The organism is Stenotrophomonas sp. Pemsol (assembly GCF_003586545.1).
GTDB classification, from domain to species: Bacteria; Pseudomonadota; Gammaproteobacteria; order Xanthomonadales; family Xanthomonadaceae; genus Stenotrophomonas; species Stenotrophomonas sepilia.
In genome coordinates this window covers 2,521,932-2,545,595 of the sequence record NZ_CP025780.1, presented here as the reverse complement: position 1 = coordinate 2,545,595, position 23,664 = coordinate 2,521,932, and the positions used below count along the sequence as shown (strand labels likewise).

General features: G+C 66.3%; 17 protein-coding genes and 1 pseudogene. 8 read left to right on the top strand and 10 right to left on the bottom strand.

Features of this window, described 5'->3' with window-relative positions; genetic code table 11:
* Nucleotides 1-364: 364 nt before the first annotated feature.
* Nucleotides 365-910 (bottom strand): WG repeat-containing protein, encoded by a 546-nt coding sequence (locus tag PEM_RS11845; protein WP_111126972.1) that lies wholly within the window; start codon nt 908-910, stop codon nt 365-367.
* Nucleotides 907-2,613 (bottom strand): alkaline phosphatase, encoded by a 1,707-nt coding sequence (locus tag PEM_RS11840; protein WP_032954372.1) that lies wholly within the window; start codon nt 2,611-2,613, stop codon nt 907-909. The genes PEM_RS11845 and PEM_RS11840 overlap by 4 nt, the downstream gene beginning before the upstream one ends.
* A 154-nt stretch (nt 2,614-2,767) precedes the next feature.
* Here PEM_RS11840 and PEM_RS11835 point away from each other — a divergent pair, with 154 nt between their 5' ends.
* Entirely contained in the window at nt 2,768-4,102 is a 1,335-nt protein-coding gene (locus tag PEM_RS11835) for a dicarboxylate/amino acid:cation symporter (RefSeq protein WP_065179181.1), read from the top strand.
* Nucleotides 4,103-4,355: 253 nt separating this feature from the next.
* Here PEM_RS11835 and PEM_RS11830 read toward each other — a convergent pair whose 3' ends face one another.
* Both PEM_RS11830 and PEM_RS11825 read right to left on the bottom strand, forming a co-directional pair.
* Nucleotides 4,356-5,063 carry a C40 family peptidase gene (locus PEM_RS11830; RefSeq protein WP_227836959.1) on the bottom strand — a complete coding sequence of 236 codons (708 nt, stop codon included), beginning with the start codon at nt 5,061-5,063 and terminating at the stop codon, nt 4,356-4,358.
* A 197-nt stretch (nt 5,064-5,260) separates the two neighbouring features.
* Nucleotides 5,261-5,800, bottom strand: a complete 540-nt coding sequence (locus PEM_RS11825) for a C40 family peptidase (protein ID WP_111127007.1) — start codon at nt 5,798-5,800, stop codon at nt 5,261-5,263.
* 111 nt (nt 5,801-5,911) lie between these two features.
* On the opposite strand from PEM_RS11825, the gene PEM_RS11820 reads away from it, so the two are divergent.
* The 7 genes and pseudogenes from PEM_RS11820 (at nt 5,912) to PEM_RS11790 (ending at nt 11,464) form a co-directional block, all read left to right on the top strand.
* Nucleotides 5,912-6,394: a peptidylprolyl isomerase gene (locus tag PEM_RS11820; protein ID WP_005418041.1), complete on the top strand. Its 483-nt coding sequence runs from the start codon at nt 5,912-5,914 to the stop codon at nt 6,392-6,394.
* Between the two features lie 99 nt (nt 6,395-6,493).
* Complete coding sequence (locus tag PEM_RS11815; protein WP_005418032.1) at nt 6,494-7,738, top strand: DUF418 domain-containing protein; 1,245 nt, start codon at nt 6,494-6,496, stop codon at nt 7,736-7,738.
* Nucleotides 7,739-7,764: 26 nt separating this feature from the next.
* Nucleotides 7,765-7,926 (top strand): annotated as a pseudogene (locus PEM_RS11810) (amino acid dehydrogenase); the annotation flags it as partial.
* Complete coding sequence (gene gorA / locus PEM_RS11805; RefSeq protein WP_111126970.1) at nt 7,923-9,281, top strand: glutathione-disulfide reductase; 1,359 nt, start codon at nt 7,923-7,925, stop codon at nt 9,279-9,281. The pseudogene PEM_RS11810 and the gene gorA, both read left to right, overlap by 4 nt.
* A 159-nt stretch (nt 9,282-9,440) precedes the next feature.
* The gene (locus PEM_RS11800) at nt 9,441-10,361 is read left to right on the top strand and encodes a DMT family transporter (protein ID WP_005418025.1); all 921 of its coding nucleotides are present in this window, start codon (nt 9,441-9,443) and stop codon (nt 10,359-10,361) included.
* Nucleotides 10,358-10,696, top strand: coding sequence for an MGMT family protein (locus PEM_RS11795; RefSeq protein WP_231109047.1), 339 nt, complete (start codon nt 10,358-10,360; stop codon nt 10,694-10,696). The genes PEM_RS11800 and PEM_RS11795 overlap by 4 nt, the downstream gene beginning before the upstream one ends.
* Before the next feature lie 93 nt (nt 10,697-10,789).
* Nucleotides 10,790-11,464, top strand: a complete 675-nt coding sequence (locus PEM_RS11790) for a rhomboid family intramembrane serine protease (RefSeq protein WP_065179176.1) — start codon at nt 10,790-10,792, stop codon at nt 11,462-11,464.
* A 91-nt stretch (nt 11,465-11,555) separates the two neighbouring features.
* Here PEM_RS11790 and PEM_RS11785 read toward each other — a convergent pair whose 3' ends face one another.
* The 6 genes from PEM_RS11785 to PEM_RS11760 all read right to left on the bottom strand — a co-directional run bounded on the left by PEM_RS11785 (nt 11,556) and on the right by PEM_RS11760 (nt 23,426).
* Nucleotides 11,556-13,139 (bottom strand): NAD(P)/FAD-dependent oxidoreductase, encoded by a 1,584-nt coding sequence (locus PEM_RS11785; RefSeq protein ID WP_111127005.1) that lies wholly within the window; start codon nt 13,137-13,139, stop codon nt 11,556-11,558.
* 73 nt (nt 13,140-13,212) lie between these two features.
* Nucleotides 13,213-13,707 carry a VOC family protein gene (locus PEM_RS11780; protein WP_111126968.1) on the bottom strand — a complete coding sequence of 165 codons (495 nt, stop codon included), beginning with the start codon at nt 13,705-13,707 and terminating at the stop codon, nt 13,213-13,215.
* Nucleotides 13,708-13,830: 123 nt separating this feature from the next.
* Nucleotides 13,831-15,840 (bottom strand): M13 family metallopeptidase, encoded by a 2,010-nt coding sequence (locus PEM_RS11775; protein ID WP_005418018.1) that lies wholly within the window; start codon nt 15,838-15,840, stop codon nt 13,831-13,833.
* Between the two features lie 216 nt (nt 15,841-16,056).
* Entirely contained in the window at nt 16,057-18,159 is a 2,103-nt protein-coding gene (locus tag PEM_RS11770; RefSeq protein ID WP_111127003.1) for a M13-type metalloendopeptidase, read from the bottom strand.
* A 169-nt stretch (nt 18,160-18,328) separates the two neighbouring features.
* Nucleotides 18,329-20,356 carry a prolyl oligopeptidase family serine peptidase gene (locus PEM_RS11765; RefSeq protein ID WP_057495920.1) on the bottom strand — a complete coding sequence of 676 codons (2,028 nt, stop codon included), beginning with the start codon at nt 20,354-20,356 and terminating at the stop codon, nt 18,329-18,331.
* 94 nt (nt 20,357-20,450) lie between these two features.
* Nucleotides 20,451-23,426, bottom strand: a complete 2,976-nt coding sequence (locus PEM_RS11760) for a TonB-dependent receptor (RefSeq protein ID WP_005418015.1) — start codon at nt 23,424-23,426, stop codon at nt 20,451-20,453.
* Nucleotides 23,427-23,664 lie beyond the last annotated feature (238 nt).

Here is a 23,664-nt window from a genome sequence, read left to right as displayed (position 1 = left end):
AACCGGACCCACCCCGCCTTCGACAGTTTCCTGCGGTCTGTTGGACATGTTGATGGGGTCAGATCCGTTTTCCGCAGGAAAACGGATCTGACCCCCGGATTCAATTCGATATCTGACAGATCTGATCCATGCATGGCGTGGACGGTCCAACCGTCACCGGAAATCTGTCGGGGGTGGGGCGGTGTGGGTGGGCAGGACCGTTGGCGCCATGGATGGCGCCATCGAGCCCCCAAGGACGGGTTTACGGCGTGTCCTGACCAGCCACACCGCCCCGCCCAACTCACAGAAAACCAGAGCCGCTTTTGATCTTGATTTGGCTTCGGCTTCGGCTTCGGCAGGTGCAGGGCGCAGCCCTGCCGAAACCCTACTTCACCCGGCGGCCCGAGCGGTCGATGCGGAACCGCTCTCCGCCTTCCATCGGCGTGTGGCCATCGGCATCCGGCGTGCCGCGACGGCAGCCGTTGCAGACCTCGGCCACGCCGTCCTGGAACGGCCACCCGAAATCGAAGGTGCCGGGCACCACCTGGCGGAACTTCAGGTCGAAGTAGCCCACGCGGTGGCCGACGCGTGCGCGCAGCAGGCCTTCCTGCGGAGTTTCCGGGCCGTTGTCCCAGGTAAGCACCGGCAGGCTGTGGCCCGTGCGGTCGACGTAGTGGAAGCCCTGGTCGGCATACACCACGGCCAGGCCGTGGTCGTCGTAGTTCAGGTCCTTCAGCGTATCGGCGCTGATCTTCAGCCGGTGATCGACCACCTCGCAGTTGGGGAGCGGCCACAACCCGTGTTCGTCGGTCAGCAGCTTGCATGCCGGTGCCTGTGCCTGTGCATTGGCACTGACCAGCACGCCAAGCATTGCCAGCGACCGCGCAAAGCGGCCGCTGGCAGGGGCAGGGCGGGCCTGCCGCGCGATCACTTGGCCTCGGCCTTGCGTTCGAAGGCCGTCGGTGCCGGCAACTGCACAGGGACGCCCTTGTCATCGCAGGTGCCGGCCTGGCACAGGCGCTCGCGCAGGGCCGGGGTGGCCTGCACGATCATGTGGTAGATCGCGTTCTGTTCCAGCGTGCCGCGGATCGCCTTGCTGCCCGGGCCACGTGCCCAGATGCCGACGTCCTCACCACCATGCGATTCGGACTTCATCGGCACCAGCGCTTCCTGCATGTAGTCCGGATGCTCGGTGTCGACCTCGCGCAGGTTCGGGCGACCGTTGGCCGGTTCGAAGCTGCTTGGGTTGTGCGGGTAGCGCTTCGGCCCGGCCGGCTGCTGGTTGCTGCTGCCGGTGTGGCCTGGGCCGTTGGCGTAGCTCAGCGTGGTGTACGGCTGGCCGGTGCCGTCCAGGGCGTAGTCCAGCTTGCCGGCGCCGTCTTCGCCGCCCTTGTCCTTCACCTTGCCCAGGATCGGGTTGCCGCGTGCCGGGTAGCCGACGAAGTTCAGCGTGTGCGAGTGGTCGGCGGTGACGATGATCAGGGTGTCGTCGGCCGAGGTCAGCTCGTTGGCCACGCGCACCGCATCGGACAGCGCCACGGTCTCGGTCAGTGCACGGTAGGCATTGCCGCTGTGGTTGGCGTGGTCGATGCGCGCGCCTTCGATCATCAGCACGTAGCCTTCCGGGTGCCTGGAAAGGTTCTTGATCGCTGCAGCCGTCAGTTCGGCCAGGCTCGGCTCACCGCCCGGATCCTGCGGGCGCTCGTACTCGTAGCGCATGTGGTCCGGTTCGAACAGGCCAAGGATGGCCGGCGCATTGGCGGCCGCGGCCAGCTGCTTGCTGTTCCAGACATAGGCACCCTGCGGATGCGCCTGCTGCCATTCCTGGACCAGGCTGCGGCCGTCCAGGCGCTGGCCAACCTTGTCGTCGTATTCCGGGTCGCGCTCTTCCACGGTGGTGAACTCACCACGGCCGCCACCAAGGGCGACAAGCGGGCCGCGCCCATAGCGCGAGGTCGACAGCAGCTGCTGGGCGATGTCCTTGCAGCCGGCCGCCTTGGCCGCTTCAGTCAGGTCGGTGTCGTTTTCCCAGTTGCGCTCGGGCGAGTGCGCGTAGGTGGCAGCCGGGGTGGCATGGGTCAGGCGTGCGGTGGAGACCACGCCGGTGGCCAGGCCGGCGCTGTCGGCCAGCTGCAGCCAGGTCAGCAGGCCCTTGGACAGGCTGTCGGCACAGTCGGTGCGGCTTCCGGCACTGACGCCGATCGCGCCCATGTGGGTCTTCACGCCGGTGGTGATGGCGGTCATGGTGCCGGCCGAATCAGGCGTCTGCGAATCGGTGTTGTAGGTCTTGCTGAACGCCGTGGCCGGGAAGCGTTCCCAGGACAGCAGGTTCTCCTCGCCGGAGCCGCCCTTGCGCTGGCCCTCGTAGATGCGCGAGGCGGCCACAGTGGTCAGGCTCATGCCGTCACCGAGGAACAGGATGACGTTCTTGGCCTTGCCGGACATCGCACCATTGGCCGCAGCCTGGGCGGCCCCGCTGCGGTACCACCACTGCGGGGTCTCGCCGGCCGGATGGGCGACGGGATCGACGGCGACCTTCAGGCCGGCCGGGGCGGACGCGGGGGCGGAGCTGGCGCAGGCGCCCAGCAGAAAGGTGGTGGCGCAGGCGGCCAACAGGGAGACGGAACGACGCATGGACGCTGGGATCTCACAAACTGTAACGGGACATTCATTATGCCCGCCCCAGCAAGGCACGCCGATGACACACTGATTTGCCGGCCGGGCGGTCGTTCTGCGGGCTGCCTTGGGCTATCGTGCCAGCATCCCTTCCTTCCCCTCTGGATTGCCTATGAAGCTGGTCTCTGCCTGGCTGCGGATTCCGTTCTGGCAGCGCGTGGTCGGTGGCTTCGTGCTCGGCGCGCTGGCCGGCTGGGCGCTCGGCCCGGCCGCGGAAACGTGGTTTGGCCCGCTCGGTGAGCTGTACGTCACCCTGATCAAGATGATCGCCGTGCCGCTGGTGTTCTTCGCGGTCATCAACGCGATCTCGTCGCTGCACGGGCAGAAGTCCGTGGCCGCGCTCAGTGGGCGCACCTTCCTGTGGTTCGTGATTACCGCTGCGCTGGCAGTGTGTGTCGGCCTGGCCGTGGGTACGGTGCTGCAGCCCGGCGCGGGTGGCCTGCAGTTGTCGATGGCCAGCAACTACGTGCCGCGCGAAGTGCCCAGCGTGGTGCAGGTGCTGCTGGACGTGGTGCCTGCCAATGTCTTCTATGCGCTGTCCGGCATCGGCACCAAGGTCAACGCGGCCGGTGAGACCGTGCTGGCTGCGGGTCGCGGCTCGATCCTGCCGGTGATCTTCTTCGCCGGCCTGGTGGGCTTTGCCATCGTCAAGCTGGGCGAGAAGGTGACCGAGGCGCGCAAGCTGGTTGGCCAGATGAGCGACATCATGATCCAGGTGACCCGCTTCGTGCTGGAAGTCACCCCGATCGGCACCTTCGGCCTGATCGCAGGCCTGGTCGGCAGCTATGGGTTCGAGAAGCTGCTGCCGCTGGGCCATTTCGTGCTGGCGTTGTACGTGGCCTGTGCGCTGCACATCGTGGTGGTCTACAGCGCGCTGCTGCTGGCGCATGGCCTGAACCCGCTGAAGTTCTTCCGTGGCGCCGCACCGGGCATGCAGGTTGCGTTCGTCAGCTCGTCCAGCTTCGCTGCGATGCCGGTGGCGCTGCGTTCGATCACTCACAACCTGGGCGTGAACAAGGACTACGGTTCGTTCGCGGTGCCGCTGGGCGCCAGCATCAAGATGGACGGCTGCGGCGCGATCTATCCGGCGCTGTGCGCGGTGTTCATTTCGCAGTACAGCGGCGTGCCGCTGACCCCGGAGCAGTACGTGGTGGTGCTGATCGCCTCGGTGCTGGGCAGCTTCGGCACCGCCGGCGTGCCGGGTACTGCGGTGATCATGGCCACGGTGGTGCTGAGCGCAGCCAATCTGCCGCTGGAGACCATCGGCTACCTGTATGCCATCGACCGCATCCTGGACATGATGCGCACGATGACGAATGTGACCGGCCAGATGCTGGTGCCGGTGCTCGTGGCCAAGGAGACCGGGTTGCTCGACCAGGCGGTGTATGACAATCCGTCCAGCAATGTGGGCGTGGACGATCCTGACCCGACCCCGCCACGCAGCTGAGGTTGCGTGGAGATGAAAGGCCCGCCTGACCGGCGGGCCTTTTGTTTGGGAGCTGGTTGGCGCGGTGGCGGCCAAGGCGGGTCCTGGTAGATCCACGCCATGCGTGGATGGAGGCAGTGCCGACCAACGGTCGGCACCCACCAGGGCAGGCGGCGCGATGCCGACCAAGGTCGGCACCTACCGGGGGCGCAAACAAAAAAGCCGCTGCGGGGCAGCGGCTTCTCGCATCAGGCGGCGCCGTAGCGCCAGCGGGTCAGAGGTCGACCCGGCGGGCCTGCATGAACTTGTTGCCCCAGTAGCCACTGAGCAGGGTGTCCACGCGGACGTCCTTGCCGGAGCTCGGTGCGTGCAGGAAGCGGCCGTCGCCGACATAGATGCCGACGTGGTCGACGCGGCCCTTGCGGCCGAAGAAGACCAGGTCACCTGCGGCCAGCGCGGTGCGATCGTTGATCAGTTCGGCGTTGTCATCGTGGGCCATCTCGCGCGAGACGCGCGGCAGCTCGATGCCCAGGGCCGAACGGAACACATAACCGACCAGGCCGCTGCAGTCGAAACCGCTGTCCGGGTTGCTGCCACCCCAACGGTACGGGGTGCCCAGCAGGGTCATCGCGCGGCGCAGCAGCGACTGCACCTTGCCGTTGTCGGCGGCGGTACCGACAACGCTGCCATTGGCGGCGCTGCTGGTGTCGTAATTGGCGAGCAGGCGGCTGAGGTCGCCGGCCACCACGGCCGAGCGGTCCATCAGCGGAATGGTGTCGTTGGCGGCCAGGTGCGGCAGCAGGGCGGCCAGTGTGGCACTGGCGGCGGCATCGACGCGGCTGCGCTGCGGAGCGGCAGCCTCGGCCTTGGCGGCCGGTCGGGCGGCGCTCTCGGCCACCGGGGCCGGGGGCACATCGGAACGGTTCGGAGCGGTCTGCGACCAGGCCGGAAGGCTGGTCAGGCACAGTGCCAGGCCAAGCAACAACGGGCGGGCACTGCGTGAAGATACGGAAGTCTGGCCTTCGCTTTTCAGGTCGTCAGTCGTCACGCGTCGGTCACAGGAAAAAAACGATGGGGCATCATGCCCTGTAAAAGCGCCGATAAGTTAAAAATTCCGTTAGTAAAACGTTATTGCGGTAGTGATTTTCGTCACATTTTTGAACATATCGCCTGTTCATTTTAGCGAAGGACGCGTTTCGCCCCCGTGTAGTGGTCTTTCCAGTAGGGGCCGCTGAGCGAGTCGAGGCGTACCGTTCCGCCGGTACTCGGCGCGTGCACGAAACGCCCCTCACCTACATAGATGCCGACATGGGTGACGCTGCCGCGGCTGCCGAAGAACACCAGATCGCCGGTGGCCAGGCGCTGCGGATCGATCTTCGGGCCCTGTACCGCGGCCAGGTCGCGCGAGGTGCGCGGCAGTCGCAGGTCCAGCATTTCCCGATAGACATAGGCGACCAGGCCGCTGCAGTCGAAGCCCGAATCCGGGGTATTGCCGCCATAGCGGTAGGGCGTGCCGACCAGGCTGATGGCCCGCATCAGCACCGAGTTGGCGGCCTCGGGGTTGTCCGGCACGGTCTTCGGCCAGTTCGCCGTCGGCGGCGGCGGCGCCGGGCGGGTGGACTTGCTGCCTCCACAGGCGGTCATCAACACGGGCAGGGCCAGCAACAGGGCCGGGGCGAGGAACCGGCGCGGGCCGGACGAAACTGGCGTGATGTGCATGATCTCCGGATAATGCGCCACCTTGGATTGGCCGTCATGATGGCGGCGTCCCCGCCGGGCGACAACCCGCCCCAACCCGCCTGCCTCCGGCAGATCCAGACAGAGTTGCGCATGAAGATCGAAAAAGACCGCGTTGTCCGCTTCCACTACACCGTTTCCGAAGTCGGCCAGGAGCCGATCGAGTCGTCCAAGGACCGCGGCGAGCCGCTGGCGATCCTGATCGGCCACGGCAACATCATCCCGGGCCTGGAAAACGCCATGATGGACAAGGAAGCCGGCGCGACCTTCAACGTCGACGTCAAGGCGGCCGATGCCTACGGCGAGCGTCGTGAAGGCCTGTCCCAGCGCGTGCCGAAGAAGCACTTCGGCAACACCAAGCTGGCCCCGGGCCAGCAGGTGGTGCTGCAGACCAACTTCGGCCCGCGTGCGGTGACCGTGCAGAAGGTCGGCATGAGCGTCGTCGACGTCGACCTGAACCACCCGATGGCCGGCAAGGACCTGCACTTCGACGTCGAGATCGTCGACGTGCGCGAAGCCGGCAAGGAAGAGATCGACCACGGCCACGTCCACGGCGACGGTGGTCACCAGCACTGATCGCAGCGCGATCGTGATGGATGCAGCGGCCCGCTTCGGCGGGCCGTTGCGTTTCTGGAACACGGCGCGGCCATCCATGGCGTACGGGCCGGCGGCATAATGGCGGACCTGCCTGACGGACGCCCCGTGAACGCCGCTTCTCCTTCCCTGCAGCCGGTCGCTTCCGGCGAACGCATCGCCGTGCTGGACGTGCTGCGCGGTGCCGCGCTGCTGGGCATCCTGCTGATGAACATCGAGGCCTTCAGCGGACCGCTGGACCTGGCCTTCACCGGCATCGACGTGCATTGGCAGGGCATCGACTACTGGGCCGATGCCTTTGTGTACGTGTTCGTGCAGGGCAAGTTCTTCACCCTGTTCTCGCTGCTGTTCGGCGCCGGCTTCGCGGTGATGGCGCAGCGCGCTGAGGCCGCCGGGCGCGACTTCACCCCGTTCTATCTGCGCCGCAGCGCTGGCTTGCTGCTGATCGGCCTGTGCCACGCGCTGCTGGTCTGGTCCGGCGACATCCTTGTGATGTACGCGTTGGTCTCGTTGCCGTTGCTGGCCTGCCGGGAGGCGCCGCGCAGCTGGCTGCCGTGGATGGGCGTGACCGTCTATCTGGGCGGCGTTGCGCTGATGCTGCTGGTGGGCGCGATGGTGTCGATGGCTTCGACCGAAGAGGTGCGGGGCATGCTTGCCGAGGCGCAGCAGAGCATCGACCTGCAGCGGCAGGTGTACGGGCAGGGCAGCTGGGCGCAGGCCACTGTGCAGCGCCTGAGCGAGTTCGGCACCTCGATGGGCGCGCTGCTGATCACCGGCCCGGAAGTGCTGGGCATGTTCCTGATCGGCAGCTGGTTCGCCGGCAGTGGCGCGTTGGCGACGCCGGAGCGCTTTCCGCGGCTGTACGCAGTGCTGCGTTGGGGGGCACTGCCGCTGGGCCTTGTGGTCACGCTGCTGGGTGTTGCCTGGAAGCCCTATCTGGCGCCGGGTGCCTACGGCCTGCCGGCGACGGCGGCGATGGCGCTGGTGACGATCGGTGGCCTGCCGATGTGCCTGGGTTACCTCGCGTGGATCGTGCATTGGCGTGCGCGGTTGGCCTGGCTGGCACCGGTCGGGCGCATGGCGCTGACCCACTATCTTGGCCAGTCGCTGCTGTGTACCTGGACCTTCTACCAGTATGGCCTGGGCAGGTTCGAGACGATGCCGCGCAGCGTGCAGCTGTTGTTCGCGCTGCTGCTGTTTGCCGCGCAGGTGGTCTTCTCGCACCTGTGGCTGCGCCATTTCCGCTTCGGCCCGATCGAGTGGATATGGCGTGCGATGACCTATCGGCAGTGGCCATCGATGCGGCGCGGGACGGAGCAGGGGTGAGCGATGGGCACGCATGCGCTGTGCCGATCGGCCGCGCGCCCGCGCACCCTCACGTCTGGCTTGCAGCGGGGCATGGCATGCTCGGCATCAGCATGAGCGCCGGCACCGGCCAGCTGATCGCCGATCTCGTCTGCGGCCGCACGCCAGCGATCGATCCTGCCCCTTACCGACCCGAGCGATTCCGATGAGCACTGCACCTTATGATTACGACCTGATCGTCCTTGGCGGCGGCTCCGCCGGCCTGGCCGGCGCCATCCGCGCAGCACAGCATGGCAAGCGCGTGGCGATGCTGGAACCGGGCGAACTGGGCGGAACCTGTGTCAATGTTGGCTGCGTGCCGAAGAAGGCGATGTGGCTGGCGGCCGACCTGCACGAGCGCATCGGCCTGGCCAATGCGATGGGCTTCGATGTCGAGGCACGCCCGGCGCTGTCGTGGAAGGAGCTGGTGATCCATCGCCAGGCCTACATCACCAACATCCACACCAGCTACCGCAAGCGCCTGGATGAAACCGGCGTGGTGCGCATCCCTGCGCGCGGACGTCTGCTCGATGCGCATACCGTGGCCTGCAGTGACGGCGTGCATTACAGCGCCGAGCACATCCTGATCGCCACCGGCGCGCATCCGCTGCGCCCGGATATTCCCGGCGCTGAACTGGGCCTGGTTTCCGATGACTTCTTCGATCTGCGTGCGGCACCGGCCGAGGTGGCGATCATCGGTGGCGGTTACATCGCGGTGGAGCTGGCCGGCCTGCTGCAGGCACTGGGCAGCAAGGTCAGCCTGCTGGTGCGCGGCCAGCGGCTGCTGGATCGCTTCGATTACGAGCTGACCGATCAGCTGGCCGAGAACCTGAAGCAGCAGGGCGTGCGCATCCATTTCGGCTATCGCCTGCGCGAACTGCAGCGCGATGGCGAACGCGTACGTGCGTTCGGTCATGATGGCCCGCTCGACAGCGTGTTCGATGCAGTGTTCTTCGCCACCGGCCGGCGCGGCAACAGTCGCGACCTGGGCCTGGAAGCGCTCGGCATCGGCATCGGCGAGCACCAGCAGGTGGAGGTGGACGAATGGCAGACCACCTCTGTGCCGAGCGTGCACGCGGTGGGCGACATCGCTGGCAAGGTCGGCCTGACGCCGGTGGCGGTGGCCGCTTCACGGCGGCTGATGGACCGCCTGTTCGGTGGACGTCCGCAATCGAAGATGGATTACGAGAACGTGGCCAGCGTGGTGTTCTCGCACCCGCCGCTGGGTGCAGTGGGCATGAGCGAAGAAGAAGCGCGCGCGCGTTTTGACCAGGTGAGCGTTTACCACAGCCGTTTCCGCCCGATGCTGCAGGCGCTGGCCAACGGCACCCAGCGCAGCCTGTTCAAGATGGTGTGCGCGGGCCAGGAAGAACGGGTTGTTGGCATCCATCTGCTGGGCGAAGCGGCCGACGAGATCCTGCAGGGCTTCGCGGTGGCGGTGAAGATGGGCGCGACCAAGGCCCAGTTCGACGACACCGTGGCGATCCACCCGACCTCGGCCGAGGAAGTGGTGCTGATGCGCTGAGCCCGCAGTTGTAGAGCCGAGCCCACGCTCGGCTCCTTTTCGCCCAGGCTTGGCGAAGCCGAGCGCAGGCTCGGCTCTACAGGGCACCGGGGGCGCCCGTGCGACAATGGTCGCCCCCACGCCTTACCGGGGCGCTCTGCGCGGCCCGCCGTCGTCCTGATGTCCACTCCCGCTTCCCGCATCGCTACGGCTTCCCCGCGCATCGCGCTGGGGGGTATCGGCCTGGCCGCGATCGGCGCCATCGCCGCCTCCGGCAAGGCCATCATCGTCAAGCTCGGCCTGCGTCATGGCGTCGATGCCACCTCGCTGCTCGCCCTGCGCATGCTGATGGCGCTGCCGCTGTTCGTGCTGATGGCACTGTGGGCTGCGCGCCGGGCAGAGCCGCTGTCCTGGGCCGACCGCGCCCGCGTGCTGTGGCTGGGCTTCACCGGCTACTACCTGTCCAGCCTGCTCGATTTCCAGGGCCTGCAGTACATCAGCGTGACCCTGGAGCGGCTGATTCTTTACTTGAACCCGACCCTGGTGTTGCTGATCAACGTGCTGCTGGCACGGCAGCGGCCGGGCCGCTGGCAGATCGGCGCGCTGGTGCTGAGCTATCTGGGCGTGCTGCTGGCCTTTGGCCACGATCTGCAGCGCGAAGGTGGGCAGATCATCGTCGGCAGCCTGCTGGTGCTGGGCAGTGCGCTCAGCTACGCGCTGTACCTGTTCGGCAGCGGGCAGGTGGTGGCACGCATCGGCGCGGTGCGGTTGACCGCCTACGCCAGCTGCGTGGCCAGCGTGCTGGTGCTGCTGCACTTCGCGGTGACCCATCCGCTGCCACTGCTGTGGCAGGCACCGGCACCGGTGCAGTGGCTGTCGTTGGTCAATGCCACCGTGTGCACGGTGCTGCCGGTGCTGGCGATCATGCTGGCGGTGCAGCGCGTGGGTTCGTCGCTGGCCGCGCAGGTCGGTATGCTGGGCCCTGTTTCCACCATCGTGATGAGCCTATGGCTGCTCGACGAACCGATGGGGCCGGCACAGATCGCCGGCACCGTGCTGGTGCTGATCGGCGTTCTGCTGGTGACCCGCCTGCGGCGCTGACGCCGGAGCAGGCGCGTGCGCGCATCCTGGCGGTGATCCGCGCGATCCCGGCGGGGCAGGTGATGGGCTACGGCCAGGTGGCGATGCGCGCGGGCCTGCCCGGGCGTGCGCGCCTGACCGCGCGCATCCTGGGCCAGAACGACGACCCGGACCTGCCCTGGCACCGCGTGCTGCGCTCGGATGGGCGCATCGCCATGGAAGAAGGGTCGGCGGGCTGGCGCGAGCAGTCGCAGCGGCTGCGTGCCGAGGGCGTGGTGGTTGAGAACGGCCGGGTGCGGATGCCCACGACCGATCCGGCGGTTGTGCTGGATGCTGCCGTTTGGGGCCCGGGCTGAGCATCGCTGGCGACTGAACAGGCCGGACCTGCCGGTCGCCAACAAGGCGCGGTGCTGCGGCTATGATGGAGGCCGTTCCATGCCGGTGCTCCCATGTTCCCGCGTCTGCCAACCGTCACCAAGGCCCTGCTGATCGCCAACGCGATCCTGTTCCTGCTGCAGCAGCCGTTCCTGCTCGGCATGCAGACCTTCGAGCCGTTCATGCTGCAACCGCTGCAGCAAGGCTTCGATGCGTTCTCGCCGGGCGGCAACTTCCAGCCTTGGCAGCTGCTGACTTACGGTTTCCTGCATGGCAGCTTCATGCATCTGTTCTTCAACATGCTGGCGGTCTTCATGTTCGGCGCGCCGCTGGAGCAGACCTGGGGCGAAAAGCGCTTCCTGCTGTATTACCTGGTCTGCGTGGCCGGTGCCGGTGTCTGCCAGCTGCTGGTGGGTACGCTGCTGGAGAACCCGGCCACGGTGCTGGGGGCCTCTGGCGGCGTGTTCGGCCTGCTGCTGGCCTACGGCATGCTGTTCCCGAACCAGCGGGTGATGCTGCTGTTCCCGCCGATCCCGATGAAGGCGCGTACCTTCGTGATCCTGTTCGGCGTGGGCGAACTGGTGCTGGGCATGACCGGCTTGCAGCCGGGCGTGGCCCACTTCGCGCACCTCGGCGGCATGCTGTTCGGCTGGTTGCTGATCCGTTACTGGCGAGGGCAGCCGCCGTTCAACAAGCGCCGACCGCCCGGCCCACCGAAGCGCCCGAACCATCTGCGCAGCGTCAAATGATCCGAAGGATCATTTGACGCTGTAGGTGCCGACCGTTGGTCGGCACGCCTTCTCCCACGCGGGGTAGGTGCCAACCTTGGGTGGCACGCCTTCAGAGATCCTGCAACACCACCTGCGCCGCATTGTGACCTGGCGCGCCGGTCACGCCGCCCCCGGGATGTGTTCCCGACCCGCACAGATACAGGCCGGGCAGGGCACCACGATAGCCAGCCTGGCCAACCATCGGCCGTGCCGAGAACAACTGGTTGGCACTGAGCGCTCCGTGGAAGATGTCGCCGCCGATCAAGCCGAAGGTGCGCTCCAGATCCAGCGGTGACAGCACCTGGCGGCCCAGTACGCTGCCAGCGAAACCCGGCGCATACCGTTCAACGGTGGCGATCATCAGATCGGCCACCGTTTCACGATGATCATCCCAGTGACGCCCACCGGGAAGCACGGGCGCCACGTGCTGGCAGAACAGGCTGGCCACATGCTGCCCGGGCGGCGCCAGCGAATCGTCCAGCGTGCTGGGAATGAGCATTTCCACGATCGGTTCGCGTGACCAGCCATTGCGACGCGCATCCAGCCAGGCACGGTCCATGTAATCCAGGCTGGGGGCCATGATGATCCCGGCGCTGAGGTGATCGCCGGGACCGGGCAGAGCGCGGAAGTCCGGCAGCTGCGACAGCGCGACATTCATCCGGAACGTGCCCGAACCGCAGCGCCAGTTCGCCATGCGTTCGCGCGTTGCGTCCGGTACCTGCTCCGGTGCCAGCATCTGCTCGTACAGCAGCTTTGGATTGACGTTGGCGATCATCGCGCGTGCGCGCAGGATTTCGCCGTTGGCCAGCGCCACGCCCACGACACGACCCTGCTCGATCAGCAGGCGTTGCACACCGGCATCCACGCGCAGCTCAGCCCCGGCCTCCCGCGCTGCAGTGGCGATGGCCTGGCTGATCGCGCCCATGCCACCGATCGCATGGCCCCACGCACCTTTCATGCCATTGCACTGGCCGAACACGTGGTGCAGCAGTACGTAGGCACTGCCCGGTGTATAGGGGCTTGCGTAGTTGCCGACGATGCCATCGAAGCCGAACAGCGCCTTGATCGGCTCGCTTTCGAACCAGCGGTCCAGGTACTCGGCGGCCGACAGCGTGAACAGGTCCAGCAGTTCCTGGCGATGCGGCGCGTCCAGCGTTGCCAGTTCGCGGCCGAGCTTCCCCATCTGCCATAGTGCGGGCAGCGCACGCCAACCACCCGCCACGCCCAAGTCCGGGGGCGCGCGCAGGGCCCAGGCGCGCAGCACATCAGCGAAGATCTCCAGGCGCGCTTCGTATTCGGGTAGCCGCTGCGCATCCCGCTCGGAAAACTTCGCGACCTCGGCCTGGGTGCGGCCCGGTGCGGACAGCAGGTAGCGGCCGTCCGGCAATGGCAGGAAGTTGTTGGCCGGGCGATTGATGATGCGCAGCCCATGCGCATGCAGCTGCAGGTCGTCGATCACCTTCGGCTGCAGCAATGACACCGTGTAGGACGCCACCGAGTTGCGAAACCCGGGGTGGAATTCCTCGGTGACCGCCGCGCCGCCGAGAACGCCACGACGTTCCAGCACCAGCACCTTCTTGCCAGCGCGTGCGAGATAGGCCGCGCAGACCAGGCCGTTGTGGCCGCCACCGATGATGATCGCATCCCAGGACATCAGCACCTCGAAAAAAGGGGACGGAGGGAACTAAGTCGCAATCCGCATCTGCGCACAGGGGGGAAGAAACGACTTAATCCCCTCCGTCCCCTTTTTGGATTGCCGCTTCGATGGTGGCGATGTCGATCTTCTTCATCGGCATCATCGCATTGAAGGCGCGCTTGGCCAGTGCCTTGTCCTGGCTGGTCACCGCTTCGATCAACATGCGTGGGCTGATCTGCCAGGAAATGCCCCATCGGTCCCTGCACCAACCGCACTGGCTCTCCTGTCCGCCGTTGCTGACGATGGCGTCCCACAAGCGGTCAGTCTCGGCCTGGTCCTCGGTCTGGATCTGGAAGGAGAAGGCTTCGCTGTGCTTGAACGCGGTGCCGCCGTTGAGGCCGACGCAGGGGATGCCGCAGACCGTGAATTCGACCGTCAGTACGTTGCCTTCCTTGCCGTCGGGGTAGTCGCCGGGTGCGTGATGCACCGCAGTCACCGCACTGTCGGGCAGGAGGCTGGCATAGAAGGTGGCGGCCTCGAGCGCGCCGTTGTCGTACCAGATACAGATCGTGTTCTTGTGTGCCATGTCCGGCTCCACGTTGGACGAAGCCGCAGCGATAGCACGCCCGGTGTTAACCCCGGATCGTGCTGCACCCGCAAAAAAAGGGCGCCCGAAGGCGCCCTTTGCACTACCAGTGCGGCAGCGGGCTCAGCGCCAGACCTTGATCTGGTCGGCTTCGCTGCGCTGCATCGGCTGCCCGGCCTTGCAACTGAAGGTGGCACCGAACGCCGGCAGGTTGGCCAGCGTGCCGTTGCTGCGCCACAGGCCCGGTGCGCGGATGTCGGCGGTCAGGCGGCGTGCGGCCTCGTTCGGCGACAGCTGCTGTGCCCACAGCGTCGACCAGGCGCGGAAGAAGCCCTGCTGCTGTGCCTGCTTGGCCTTGGGCTCCTGCGCGGCATACGCCGCCCATGCCAGTTCCAGGCCGGCGATGTCGGCCAGGTTTTCTTCCTGGGTGAGCGTGCCGTTGACCTTGGCACCCTTTACGCCCGGGAAGTCGTAGGCACTGTACTGCGCGGCCACGCGATTGCCGAGCAGGGTCCAGGCGGTCTTGTCGGCCGGTGTCCACCAGCTGCGCAGCTCACCCTTGGCATCGACCAGCGCGCCCTTGGCATCGATCGCACGGGTCAGCTCATGGCCGACCAGGCCACCGAAGCTGCCGAACTTGTCGGCGGCGTCGGCCTTGGCGTTGAACACCGGGCCCTGCAGGATCGCGGCGGTGACGATCAGGCGGTTCTGCGCCAGGTCGTAGGCCAGCGACGGCTGCTGCGGCAGCACGTCCCAGCGGCGGTCGGCATTGCCCTTGCCGATGCGCTTCATTTCCTCGCGGTGGCGCCAGGTCGAAGCAATCAGCATGTTGCCACCAAACGAGCCGCGCCCCATCGGCTGCACGCTGTAGTCCAGGTCGCGCAGCGGCGTGCCGATCTCGATCTTCAGCGCAGCCAGCTTGGCTTGCGCTTCAGCCTTGGCTTCGGCGCTCATCCAGCTGTTGTTCTTGACCGCTTCGATCTGCACTTCGCGCAGCTTGTCGACGATCCACGCCGCCTGGCGACGATCTTCGGCGGACAGGTAGCGCGCGGCATATTCGCGGCCGACCATCGGGCCGGCGGCCACGTTGATCGCATCGAGCACGCTTTCCCAGCGCTGCGGTGGCAGGGTTTCGCCGCGCAGCACGCGGCCACGGAATTCGAACTCGGCGTCGCGGTAGGCCTTGGACAGGTACGGCGCCATCGAATCGCCCACGCGCCAGCGCAGGTAGGCCTTCCACTGGTCCGGCTTGAGCTTGGTGACCATGCCATCGAGCTGCTTGAACAGCCCCGGATCGGCCAGCGAGACCAGGTCGTCATCCACGCCCTGTGCCTTCAGGAAAGCGTCCAGCTGCAGATTGCGGTAGCGGCTGTTGAGCTCCTTGGTGGAGATCGGCGCGTAGTTGTTGAACGGGTTGTTGATGCCGGCCAGCGACTGCGCGTTGCGCGCCAGCTCGGTCTCCAGCGCGATTACCGCCTGCGATTCGGCATCCAGCTTGGCCGCCGGGGTGCCGGTCAGCGCCAGGATCTGCTTGACGTAGTTGCGGTAGCGGCCCATCAGCGCCACGGTGTCGGCGTCGGTGCGGGTATAGAACGCAGGATCCGGCAGGCCCATGCCGCCCTGCATGAAGTAACCGATGTGGCGGTCCAGTGCCTTCAGGTCGACGTCGGGGCCGAAGTTGAAGGCGACCGGGATGCCCACCTGGTGCAGCGCGGCGATCGACGCCGGCACATCCTTGGCCTTCTTGATGGCGTTGATGCGGGTCAGCAGCGGGGCGATCGGATTGGAACCGTCCGCCTCCACGGCGGCTTCGTCAAGGCCACTGGCCCAGAAGTCACCCAGCAGCTTCTGCACATTGCCCTGCGGCGACTTCATCGCGGCGTCGAGCAGGTCGCGCTGCTGCTGGCGGCTGCGGTCGACCAGCTGGCCGAGCGCGGTAGTGGCACCGGTCTGCGGCACCGGGTTGGCCTTCAGCCAGCCTGCATTGGTGGCGTCGTAGAAGTCGCTGCACTGGGCGCTGACGGCCGGGGCGCGTGCGGCCTTCTTCTTGGCGGCGGCAAACGCATCGTGGGTCGGGACCAGAGTCGCCAGGCTGATGCCCAGGGCGATGGCAAGCGGACGGAAGTTGGGCATGTGGAACGAATCCGTGATGGATTGAGGGCGCGCGCACTATAGCAAGCCGGGCATGGGCGCGGCATGCACGCATCACGGTGGCTCCGCCGAGCCGTGCGCCGACCAAGGTCGGCATCTACCAACGGCGTGGGCCATGCGTGGATGACGGGCGCTGTGAACAACAAAGGCCCGGGAATTCCCGGGCCTCTGCAGGTACGCCGCAACGTCAGCCGTGGGTTACCAGATCACCACCTGCTGCTCGCCGCTGCGGGCCATCGGCGAACCGGCCTTGCACTGGAACGCGGCGGCGAAGGTCGGCAGGTTCGACGGCGCACCCATGGCGCGGAACTGCGCCGGGGCGTGCGGGTCGGTGGCCAGGCGGACCTTGGCGTTTTCCGGGGTGTACTTGGTGCGCCACACGGTGGCCCAGTTGAAGAAGAAGCGCTGGTCTCGGGTGAAGCCATCGACCTTCGCATCTTCCTTGCCGGCGGTGGCCTTCTGCAGCGCGTCGTAGGCGGTGGCCAGGCCGCCCAGGTCGGCGATGTTCTCGCCCAGGGTCAGGTGGCCGTTCACCGCCTGGCCGTCGACCTTGTACTGGTCGAACTGCTTGACCAGCTTGCCGGTGAGGCCTTCGAAGTTCTTCTTGTCGGCCGGGGTCCACCAGTCTTCCATGTTGCCGGTCGGCCCGAAGCGTGCACCCTGGTCGTCGTAACCGTGGGTCATTTCATGGCCGATCACCGCACCGATGCCGCCGTAGTTCAGCGCATCGTCGGCCTTCGGATCGAAGAACGGCGGCTGCAGGATGGCGGCCGGGAACACGATCTCGTTCTGCAGCGGGTTGTAGTAGGCGTTGACGGTCTGCGGGGTCATGCCCCACTCGGTCTTGTCCACCGGCTTGCCGATCTTGGACAGGTTGAACTTGTAGTTGAACTCGTTGGCCGCGCGCACGTTGCCGAGGAAGCTGTCGCGCTGGGTCTGCAGGCCCGACCAGTCGCGCCACTTGTCCGGGTAACCGATCTTCGGGGTGAAGGTCTCCCACTTGGCGATGGCCTTGGCCTTGGTTTCCTCGCTCATCCAGCTCAGGCCCTGGATGCGTTCCTTCAGCGCGGCGGCCAGGTTCTTCACCAGCTCTTCCATCTTCGCCTTGGCTTCCGGCGAGAAGGCAACCTTCACGTACAGCTGGCCGAAGGCTTCACCGGCATCGTTCTCGATGGTGCCCAGCACGCGCTTCCAGCGCGGCTTCTGTTCCTTCTGGCCGTTGAGGGTCTTGCCGTAGAACTCGTAGTTCTCCTGCACGAAGGCGTCAGCCAGGTACGGCGAGGCGCTGTCCACGGTGTGGAAGCGCAGGTAGGCGCGCCACACCGACGGGTCGGTATCGCCCAGCGCCTTGCTCACTTCTTCATGGAAGGCCGGCATGGCCAGCGAGAACTTCTCCGGCGCGGCCACGCCCTGCGACTTGAAGAACTCGGTCCAGCTGAAGTTCGGAGTCAGCTTGTCGGCGTCGGCCAGGGTGACCGGGTTGTAGTACAGCTCGACGTTGCGCGACAGCTCGACGCGCGACTTGGAGGCCTTGGCCAGGCGGGTTTCGAACTTGACCACGTCTTCGGCCTGCTTGGCCGCGTCGGCCGCGGCGACGCCGGACAGCTCCAGCACCTTGGCCACGTGCGCCTGGTAGGCCTTCAGCTTGTCGGCGTTCTTGGCATCGGTGTAATAGGTGGTATCCGGCAGGCCCAGGCCGCCCTGGCTGGCGTAGGCCATGTTCATGGCCGAGTTCTTGAAGTCGGCTTCGGCACCGAAGCCGAACAGGACGTTGTCACCCTTGGCGGCGCTGGTGCGCAGGTAGTTGGCGATCGCCGCCTTGTCCTGCAGGCCGTCGATCGCCGCCAGGTCGGCCTTCAGCGGCTCGATGCCCTGTGCGTTGATCTTGGCTTCGTCCATGCCAGTGGCCCACAGGTCGCCGACGATCTTCTCGATGTGGTTCGGATTCTTGACCTGCGCGACCTGTTCGGCCAGCTGGTGCTGCACGGCCACCGAACGCTCGTCGAGGATGGTGAACGCGCCCCAGCTGGTGCGGTCGCCCGGGATTTCGTTGGCGGCCAGCCACTTGCTGTTGACGTAGTCGCCAAAGGCGGTGCAGGCGTCCTTGGTAGTGTCCAGGTCGCTCGGCTGGAAGGCGTTGTAGGCCGGCAGCTTGCTCTCGTCCAGCTTATAGGTGGTGGCTTCGGCGGTGGCCGGGGCGGAGGCGGCGGCGTCCTTGGCCGGGGTTTCAGTCTTGCCGCAGCCGACCAGCGCGGCCGAAACGGCCAGGGTCAGCAGCACGATCTTGGGAGTACGGGTCACTTGAATGGCCTCCAGGCCGAGTGAGTCAGGGAGTGGCCGCAGGTGCGACCGTGGGCCGAACGATACGCCGCTGGCCAGACCTGCAAGGGTGTCGAAGGTCATGTCCCTGCGCAAGGGCCAGAACGTGCAAGGGCGCCCGCCGGGCGCCCCTGCTGTAGGCCGGTAACGCTTACAGGCCGCCGCCGCCGCAGCCTTTGCCCAGGTAGTCGTCTATCAGCTGCAACTGGTCGGCCATGATGCGGCGCGTCCAGGCCGGCCCGTGGGCGTAGTCGGCGATGGCGTGGAACTCGACCGGCTGGCCGGAACCTTTCGCCTTGTTCACGAACCACTCCGACTGTTCGATCGGCACCGTGCGGTCGCGATCGCCGTGGTAGACCATCAACGGGATCTTCATCTCGCCGGCCTTGTCCACCGGGTTCAGGCCGGCCACCGTGGGGGCCTGGGCCTGGCGGAAGAATGGGTTGGTATAGAAGCGCGACCAGATCTTCTTGATATCCGAGACGCCGGCGCCGGCAATGGCGCATTTGTACAGTCCGTTGGGGCGGACCGAGGCCGCAAACGCCGAATAGCCGCCATAGGAGAAGCCGAACATGGCGATGTGGCCGGGGCGGGCGATCTTCTGGTCGATCATCCACTGCGCGCCGTCGTCCTTGTCATCCTGCATCTTCTGGCCCCACTCGGCGTCACCGGCCATCCACAGCTTGCGGCCCCAGTCGGCCGAGCCACGGAACTGCGGGCGCAGCACCGCCATGCAGCGCGATGCCATCAGCGGGACCCACATCGAGCCATCGAAGTCCATGCCATCGCGCGCCCAGGGCCCGCCGTGCGGATGCACGACCGCCTTCCAGGGGCCGGCGCCGCACAGCTCGGTGCTGGGCGTGGTGAGGAATGCAGGAATGTCCAGCCCGTCGCGTGCCTTGTAGTAGACCAGCCGGGTCTGGCCCAGCGCGGCAGGCTGGATCTGCGGGTAGGTCTTCGCCAGCAGGGTCAGCTTGCCGTTGTGCAGCAGGTGGTATTCGGGCGGATTGGAAGGCCCGGAGGTAACGACCAGCACGTTGGAAAGGTCCGCCGTGTAGTCGACGATGCGCAGGCTCACGCCGGTATCGTAGTTGGCGGTGAAGCGCTGGCCGTTGGCGGTATCGACCATCGCCAGCGGTTCCTGGGTGATGCCCAGGGCCTGGCGCAGGCCCTGGTCCAGCGCCTTCATGCGCGGCGAGGTCCACTGCATGTCGTCACCGCGCGGACCGGCGTAGCCGATGCCCATGATCTCGCCGAACGGCACCGCACCCTTGCGGAAGCGGTTGATCAGCATCGAACCGGCGTTGAACAGCTTGTGCTCGAACAGCACTTCCTTCTGCTTGCGCGCGCTGATGTCGTACTCATACACGATCGCCTTGTCGCGGCCGACATTGCTGAGCACGAAGGCGATGTTCGGGTCGTCGGCAAAGCCGATCACCTGGTTGACGTCGCGGTTCTTCACATAGGAGCGAAAGTGCTCTTCCCAGGTACCGGTGGCGGGCGACCGGAACTCGGTGGCGACGTAGGCACCGGTGCCGTCGACATCCTGGCGCAGGCGTGCGCGCAGCTCGCTGTCGAGGTCGGTGATGTAGCCGGCCACGCGCTCTTCGGTCTTCTGGATGCGCTGCGAGGTGAAGTTGCGCAGGTCGACCTTGTAGACGTCACCGGAGCTGCTGCCACTGCCGTTGACCACCAGGATGTGGTCCGGATCGTTGGGCAGGGTGTCCAGTACCGTGGCGTTGGCCAGGGCCTGCTCGAGCTCCTCGCTGCGGCTGCTGGCACGTGGCGGCGTGATCGGCTCCTTCCATTGCTTGCCTTCGATGTCGGTGATGAAGAACTTGCTGACGAAGGTCTTGGTCACCCGGTCCGCGCGCAGGTCGTAGGGCTGCCACAGCACCACCGCCAGCTGCCCGTTCTTGATGAACGACACGCTCTGGAACTTCATGCGGTTGGCGCCGATCACCGTTGGCGGCTTGTCCAGTGCATCGGTGCGCCACACCACGATCACGCGCTCTTCGCCATTGGCGCGCAGGCCGGCGATGTGCTGGCCATCCGGCGATAGCGACAGGCTGGAGATGGCGGGGAAGGCCGCCATCTGCTCAATGGTCGGAGCTTCGGGCTTGGCGTGCAGGGACGGGGAAACACTGGCCAGGGCCGCCAGCAACAGGGTTCGCTTCATTGCAACCTCGGAATGCAGTGGCAGCTGCCTGTGGAAAAGGCAGTGCCTGAAATGGAACCGCCGCCCCGAAGGGCGGCGGTTGCAGGGAGCAGGATCAGAACGAACGCGTGATGTTCAGGAAGTAGCTGCGACCGAAGTAGTCAAAGCCGCTGTACAACAGCGCGTTGCCGACGGTGCTGTAGACACCCTGGGAGATGGTCGGCGGCTTGCGGTCGGCGAAGTTGCGCACGCCACCGGTGACCGACCACTTATCCGCTTCATACTTCACCGAGATGGCCTGCAGGAAGTAGTTCGGGGTGTACAGCTTGTACGCCGAGGTAGCCGGATCGAAGTCACCCGGGTTGCGCTCCTCGTAGTACGCGTAGCTGTCCATCTTGTCGATCCAGTCCAGGCCATAACGCACCTGCCAGTTCTTCCACTTGTAGCTCAGGTCCAGCGAGGCGGTGTTTTCCGGACGCGACAGCATGCCGTTGTAGTCCACCAGCGGGTCGTCGGAGAAGACCTTGCTGGCCTGTTCCAGGTAGTGGGTGAACTGCAGCGTGGTGCGCAGGGTGCCCGGGCCGATTTCGCGGACATAGCGGGTGGTGAAGTCCAGGCCACGGACCTTGTCGGTGGACAGGTTGATGAAGCCGTTGGTCACCACCAGCTGGTTGTTGACCGGGTTGCGGGCCACCAGGCGGCACAGACCCGAACCGGAGGAGAAGTCGGCACTGCCGCTGTCATAGCAGCGCGACAGGATGTTCGCGCCGCCCGCGCTGTCGACGCCGTTCTTCACTTCGATGTCGAAGTAGTCGGCGGCGAAGGACAGGTCACCGAAGCCGCTGCCGAATTCTGGCTGGATCACCACGCCCAGGGTCTTGGCCTTGGAGGTTTCGGCTTCCAGGCCGGCCTCGGCACCACCCTGGGTGACCACGGTCACGCCCTGGGTGGCTAGGTAGTCCGGTGCCAGGCCCAGCGATGCGCAGTTCTGGTAGCGCGGCGAGCTCGGGTTGCGATCACCATACTCGTTGCAGGGGTCGGCACTGCTGCTCAGGAAGCCGGTGGTGCCGCCCAGGAACTGTTCGAACAGCGCCGGTGCGCGGTAGGAGGTGCCGTACGAAGCACGGAACGACAGCCACTTCACCGGCGTCCACAGCGCGCCGATCTTGTAGGTCTCATCCGAGCCGTAGGACTTGTAGTCGGTGTAGCGGCCGGACAGGTTGACCGTCAGTTCCTCGGCAGCGGTGACGCCGGACAGCAGCGGCAGTTCCAGTTCGCCGTAGGCCTCGAGCACCGAGTCCGAACCGCGGGTCGGGGTGGCGTTGGTCAGGTTGTACAGGTCGGCATTGATCGAGTACGGCGACGGGGTGTCGTCGATCCGTGCCTTGCGGTACTCGACGCCGAACGCGCCGCCGGCCGAGCCGTAGGGCATGTCGAACAGCGGGCCGTTGACGTTGAAGTTGACCGTGGTTTCCTTGTACAGCGTGTTGCCGGTGACCGGCACGAACACCCAGTCCTTCCAGTCTTGCGGCAGCTTGCCGCCGATGGTGTTGGTGTTCAGCGCCGGCGCGGCGATGCAGCCGTTGGAAGCGTCGCGGCAGACATAGCCACCGGCACCGTTGGAGACCACGTCCAGGCTCTGGCGCAGGCGGCTGGTCAGGAAGCTTTCAAAGGTGTAGTCGGCGTCGCTGCGGGCGTGCATGACGTTGAAGTCATAGTTCCACTCCGAGCTCAGGTGGCCACGCAGGCCGGCATTGAAGCGCAGGAAGTCGACGTTCTGCTTGTTGGTGTCGTTGCCGAAGCCGATGAACGCACGCACGCCCAGGTTCCTGCCGCTGGTCTGGTCGGTCGGGGCGCCGGCTACGCTGTCACGCAGGTTGGCCGGGATCAGCGGGCTGCCCACGGCGTAGTCCAGGGTCAGCTGGCGGTAACCGGTCTGGGTCGACTTGCGCTTGTTGCCCAGGAACTCGTAGTACAGCTCGGCATCACCCAGTGCATTGAGGTCGAAGCCGCCTTGGAAGTACAGGGTGTGGGTCTTGGTCGGCGAGATCAGCGACTCGTTGCGCATCGCCGGGTCGAAGGTGTCGCGGGTGTTCAGGTCCACGCCTTCGTAGCCGACCAGGCCGGTGGTGATCGCCGCGTTCGGGCGCCAGCGGTTGAAGCGGGTGCCGACGCCGCCCGGAGCGGCCACACCGGTACGGGTGTTGGTGCCGATGGTGTTCAGGGTGGTGCCGCCGGCATCGAGCGACCAGCACTTGGGCTTGCCGGTCAGCGGATCGATGAAGTCACCGCTGCCCCAGGAGTCGCCGGCCTCGATGTCACGGTACATGTCGGTCGGGCAGCCGCCTGCCCAACTGCGGTCGGCCAGGGTCAGTTCGTTGCGGGTGTAGTACTCATACGAACCGGAGAAGTGCGAGCGCTCGCCGGTGGAACCGAACATGATCGAGTAACGGCGCTCTTCACCGCCGCCACCGTCGGTGGCGTTGTGCTGCGCTTCGAAGGTGACACCGTCGACCTTGGTCTTGGTGATGATGTTGATCACGCCGGCCACGGCGTCGGAGCCGTAGATGGACGAGGCGCCGTCCTTCAGGATCTCGACGCGGTCGACGATCGAGTTCGGCAGCACGTTCAGGTCGGTCGAGCCGACCGAGCCGCGGGTACCGGCCGGCGATACGCGGCGGCCGTTGAGCAGGATCAGGGTGCGGGTCGGGCCGAGGCCGCGCAGGCCCAGGGTGTTGGCGCCCGGGCCGCCGTCGGTGACGTAGCCGCCGTAGGCGTTGTTGATCTGTGCCGCACCGGCGGTGACCGCCGTGCTCTGCAGGGCGGCGGTGGTCGAGTTGAAGCCGGCCAGGGTGGTTTCTTCACGGGTGACGACCTGCACCGGCGAAACCGAGTTGAACACGTCGCGGCTGATGCGCGAACCGGTGACGGTCACCGTGTCCAGGTTGGTGGCCTTCGACTTGGGCGCTTCCTCAGTCTGCGTCGTGCTGGAGGCGTCCTGGGCGATCGCCGGGGCGGCTGCGGCGAGCAGCACGGCAGAGGCGAGGGCGAAGCTCAGCGGATGCTTGCTGAGCGACTTGCGATTGATCATCTGAAATCCCCTTGAATCGAATGATTGCGTCGTACACCGGGACTGGTCCTTGTCGACGTCTCCGTGTGTCCCTTGCCCAGTGTCGGCAGCGTGCCGCCGCCCGGCGCTGGTACCGGCTTCACGTGCCGATGACTCGAGATTAACATCACATTAACCAAGGCTGTCAAGCATTCATGATGCAGTCATGGAGGTGTGATTCGTCAGCGGCGCTGACTGCGAGAACGCGCGTCGAAATCAA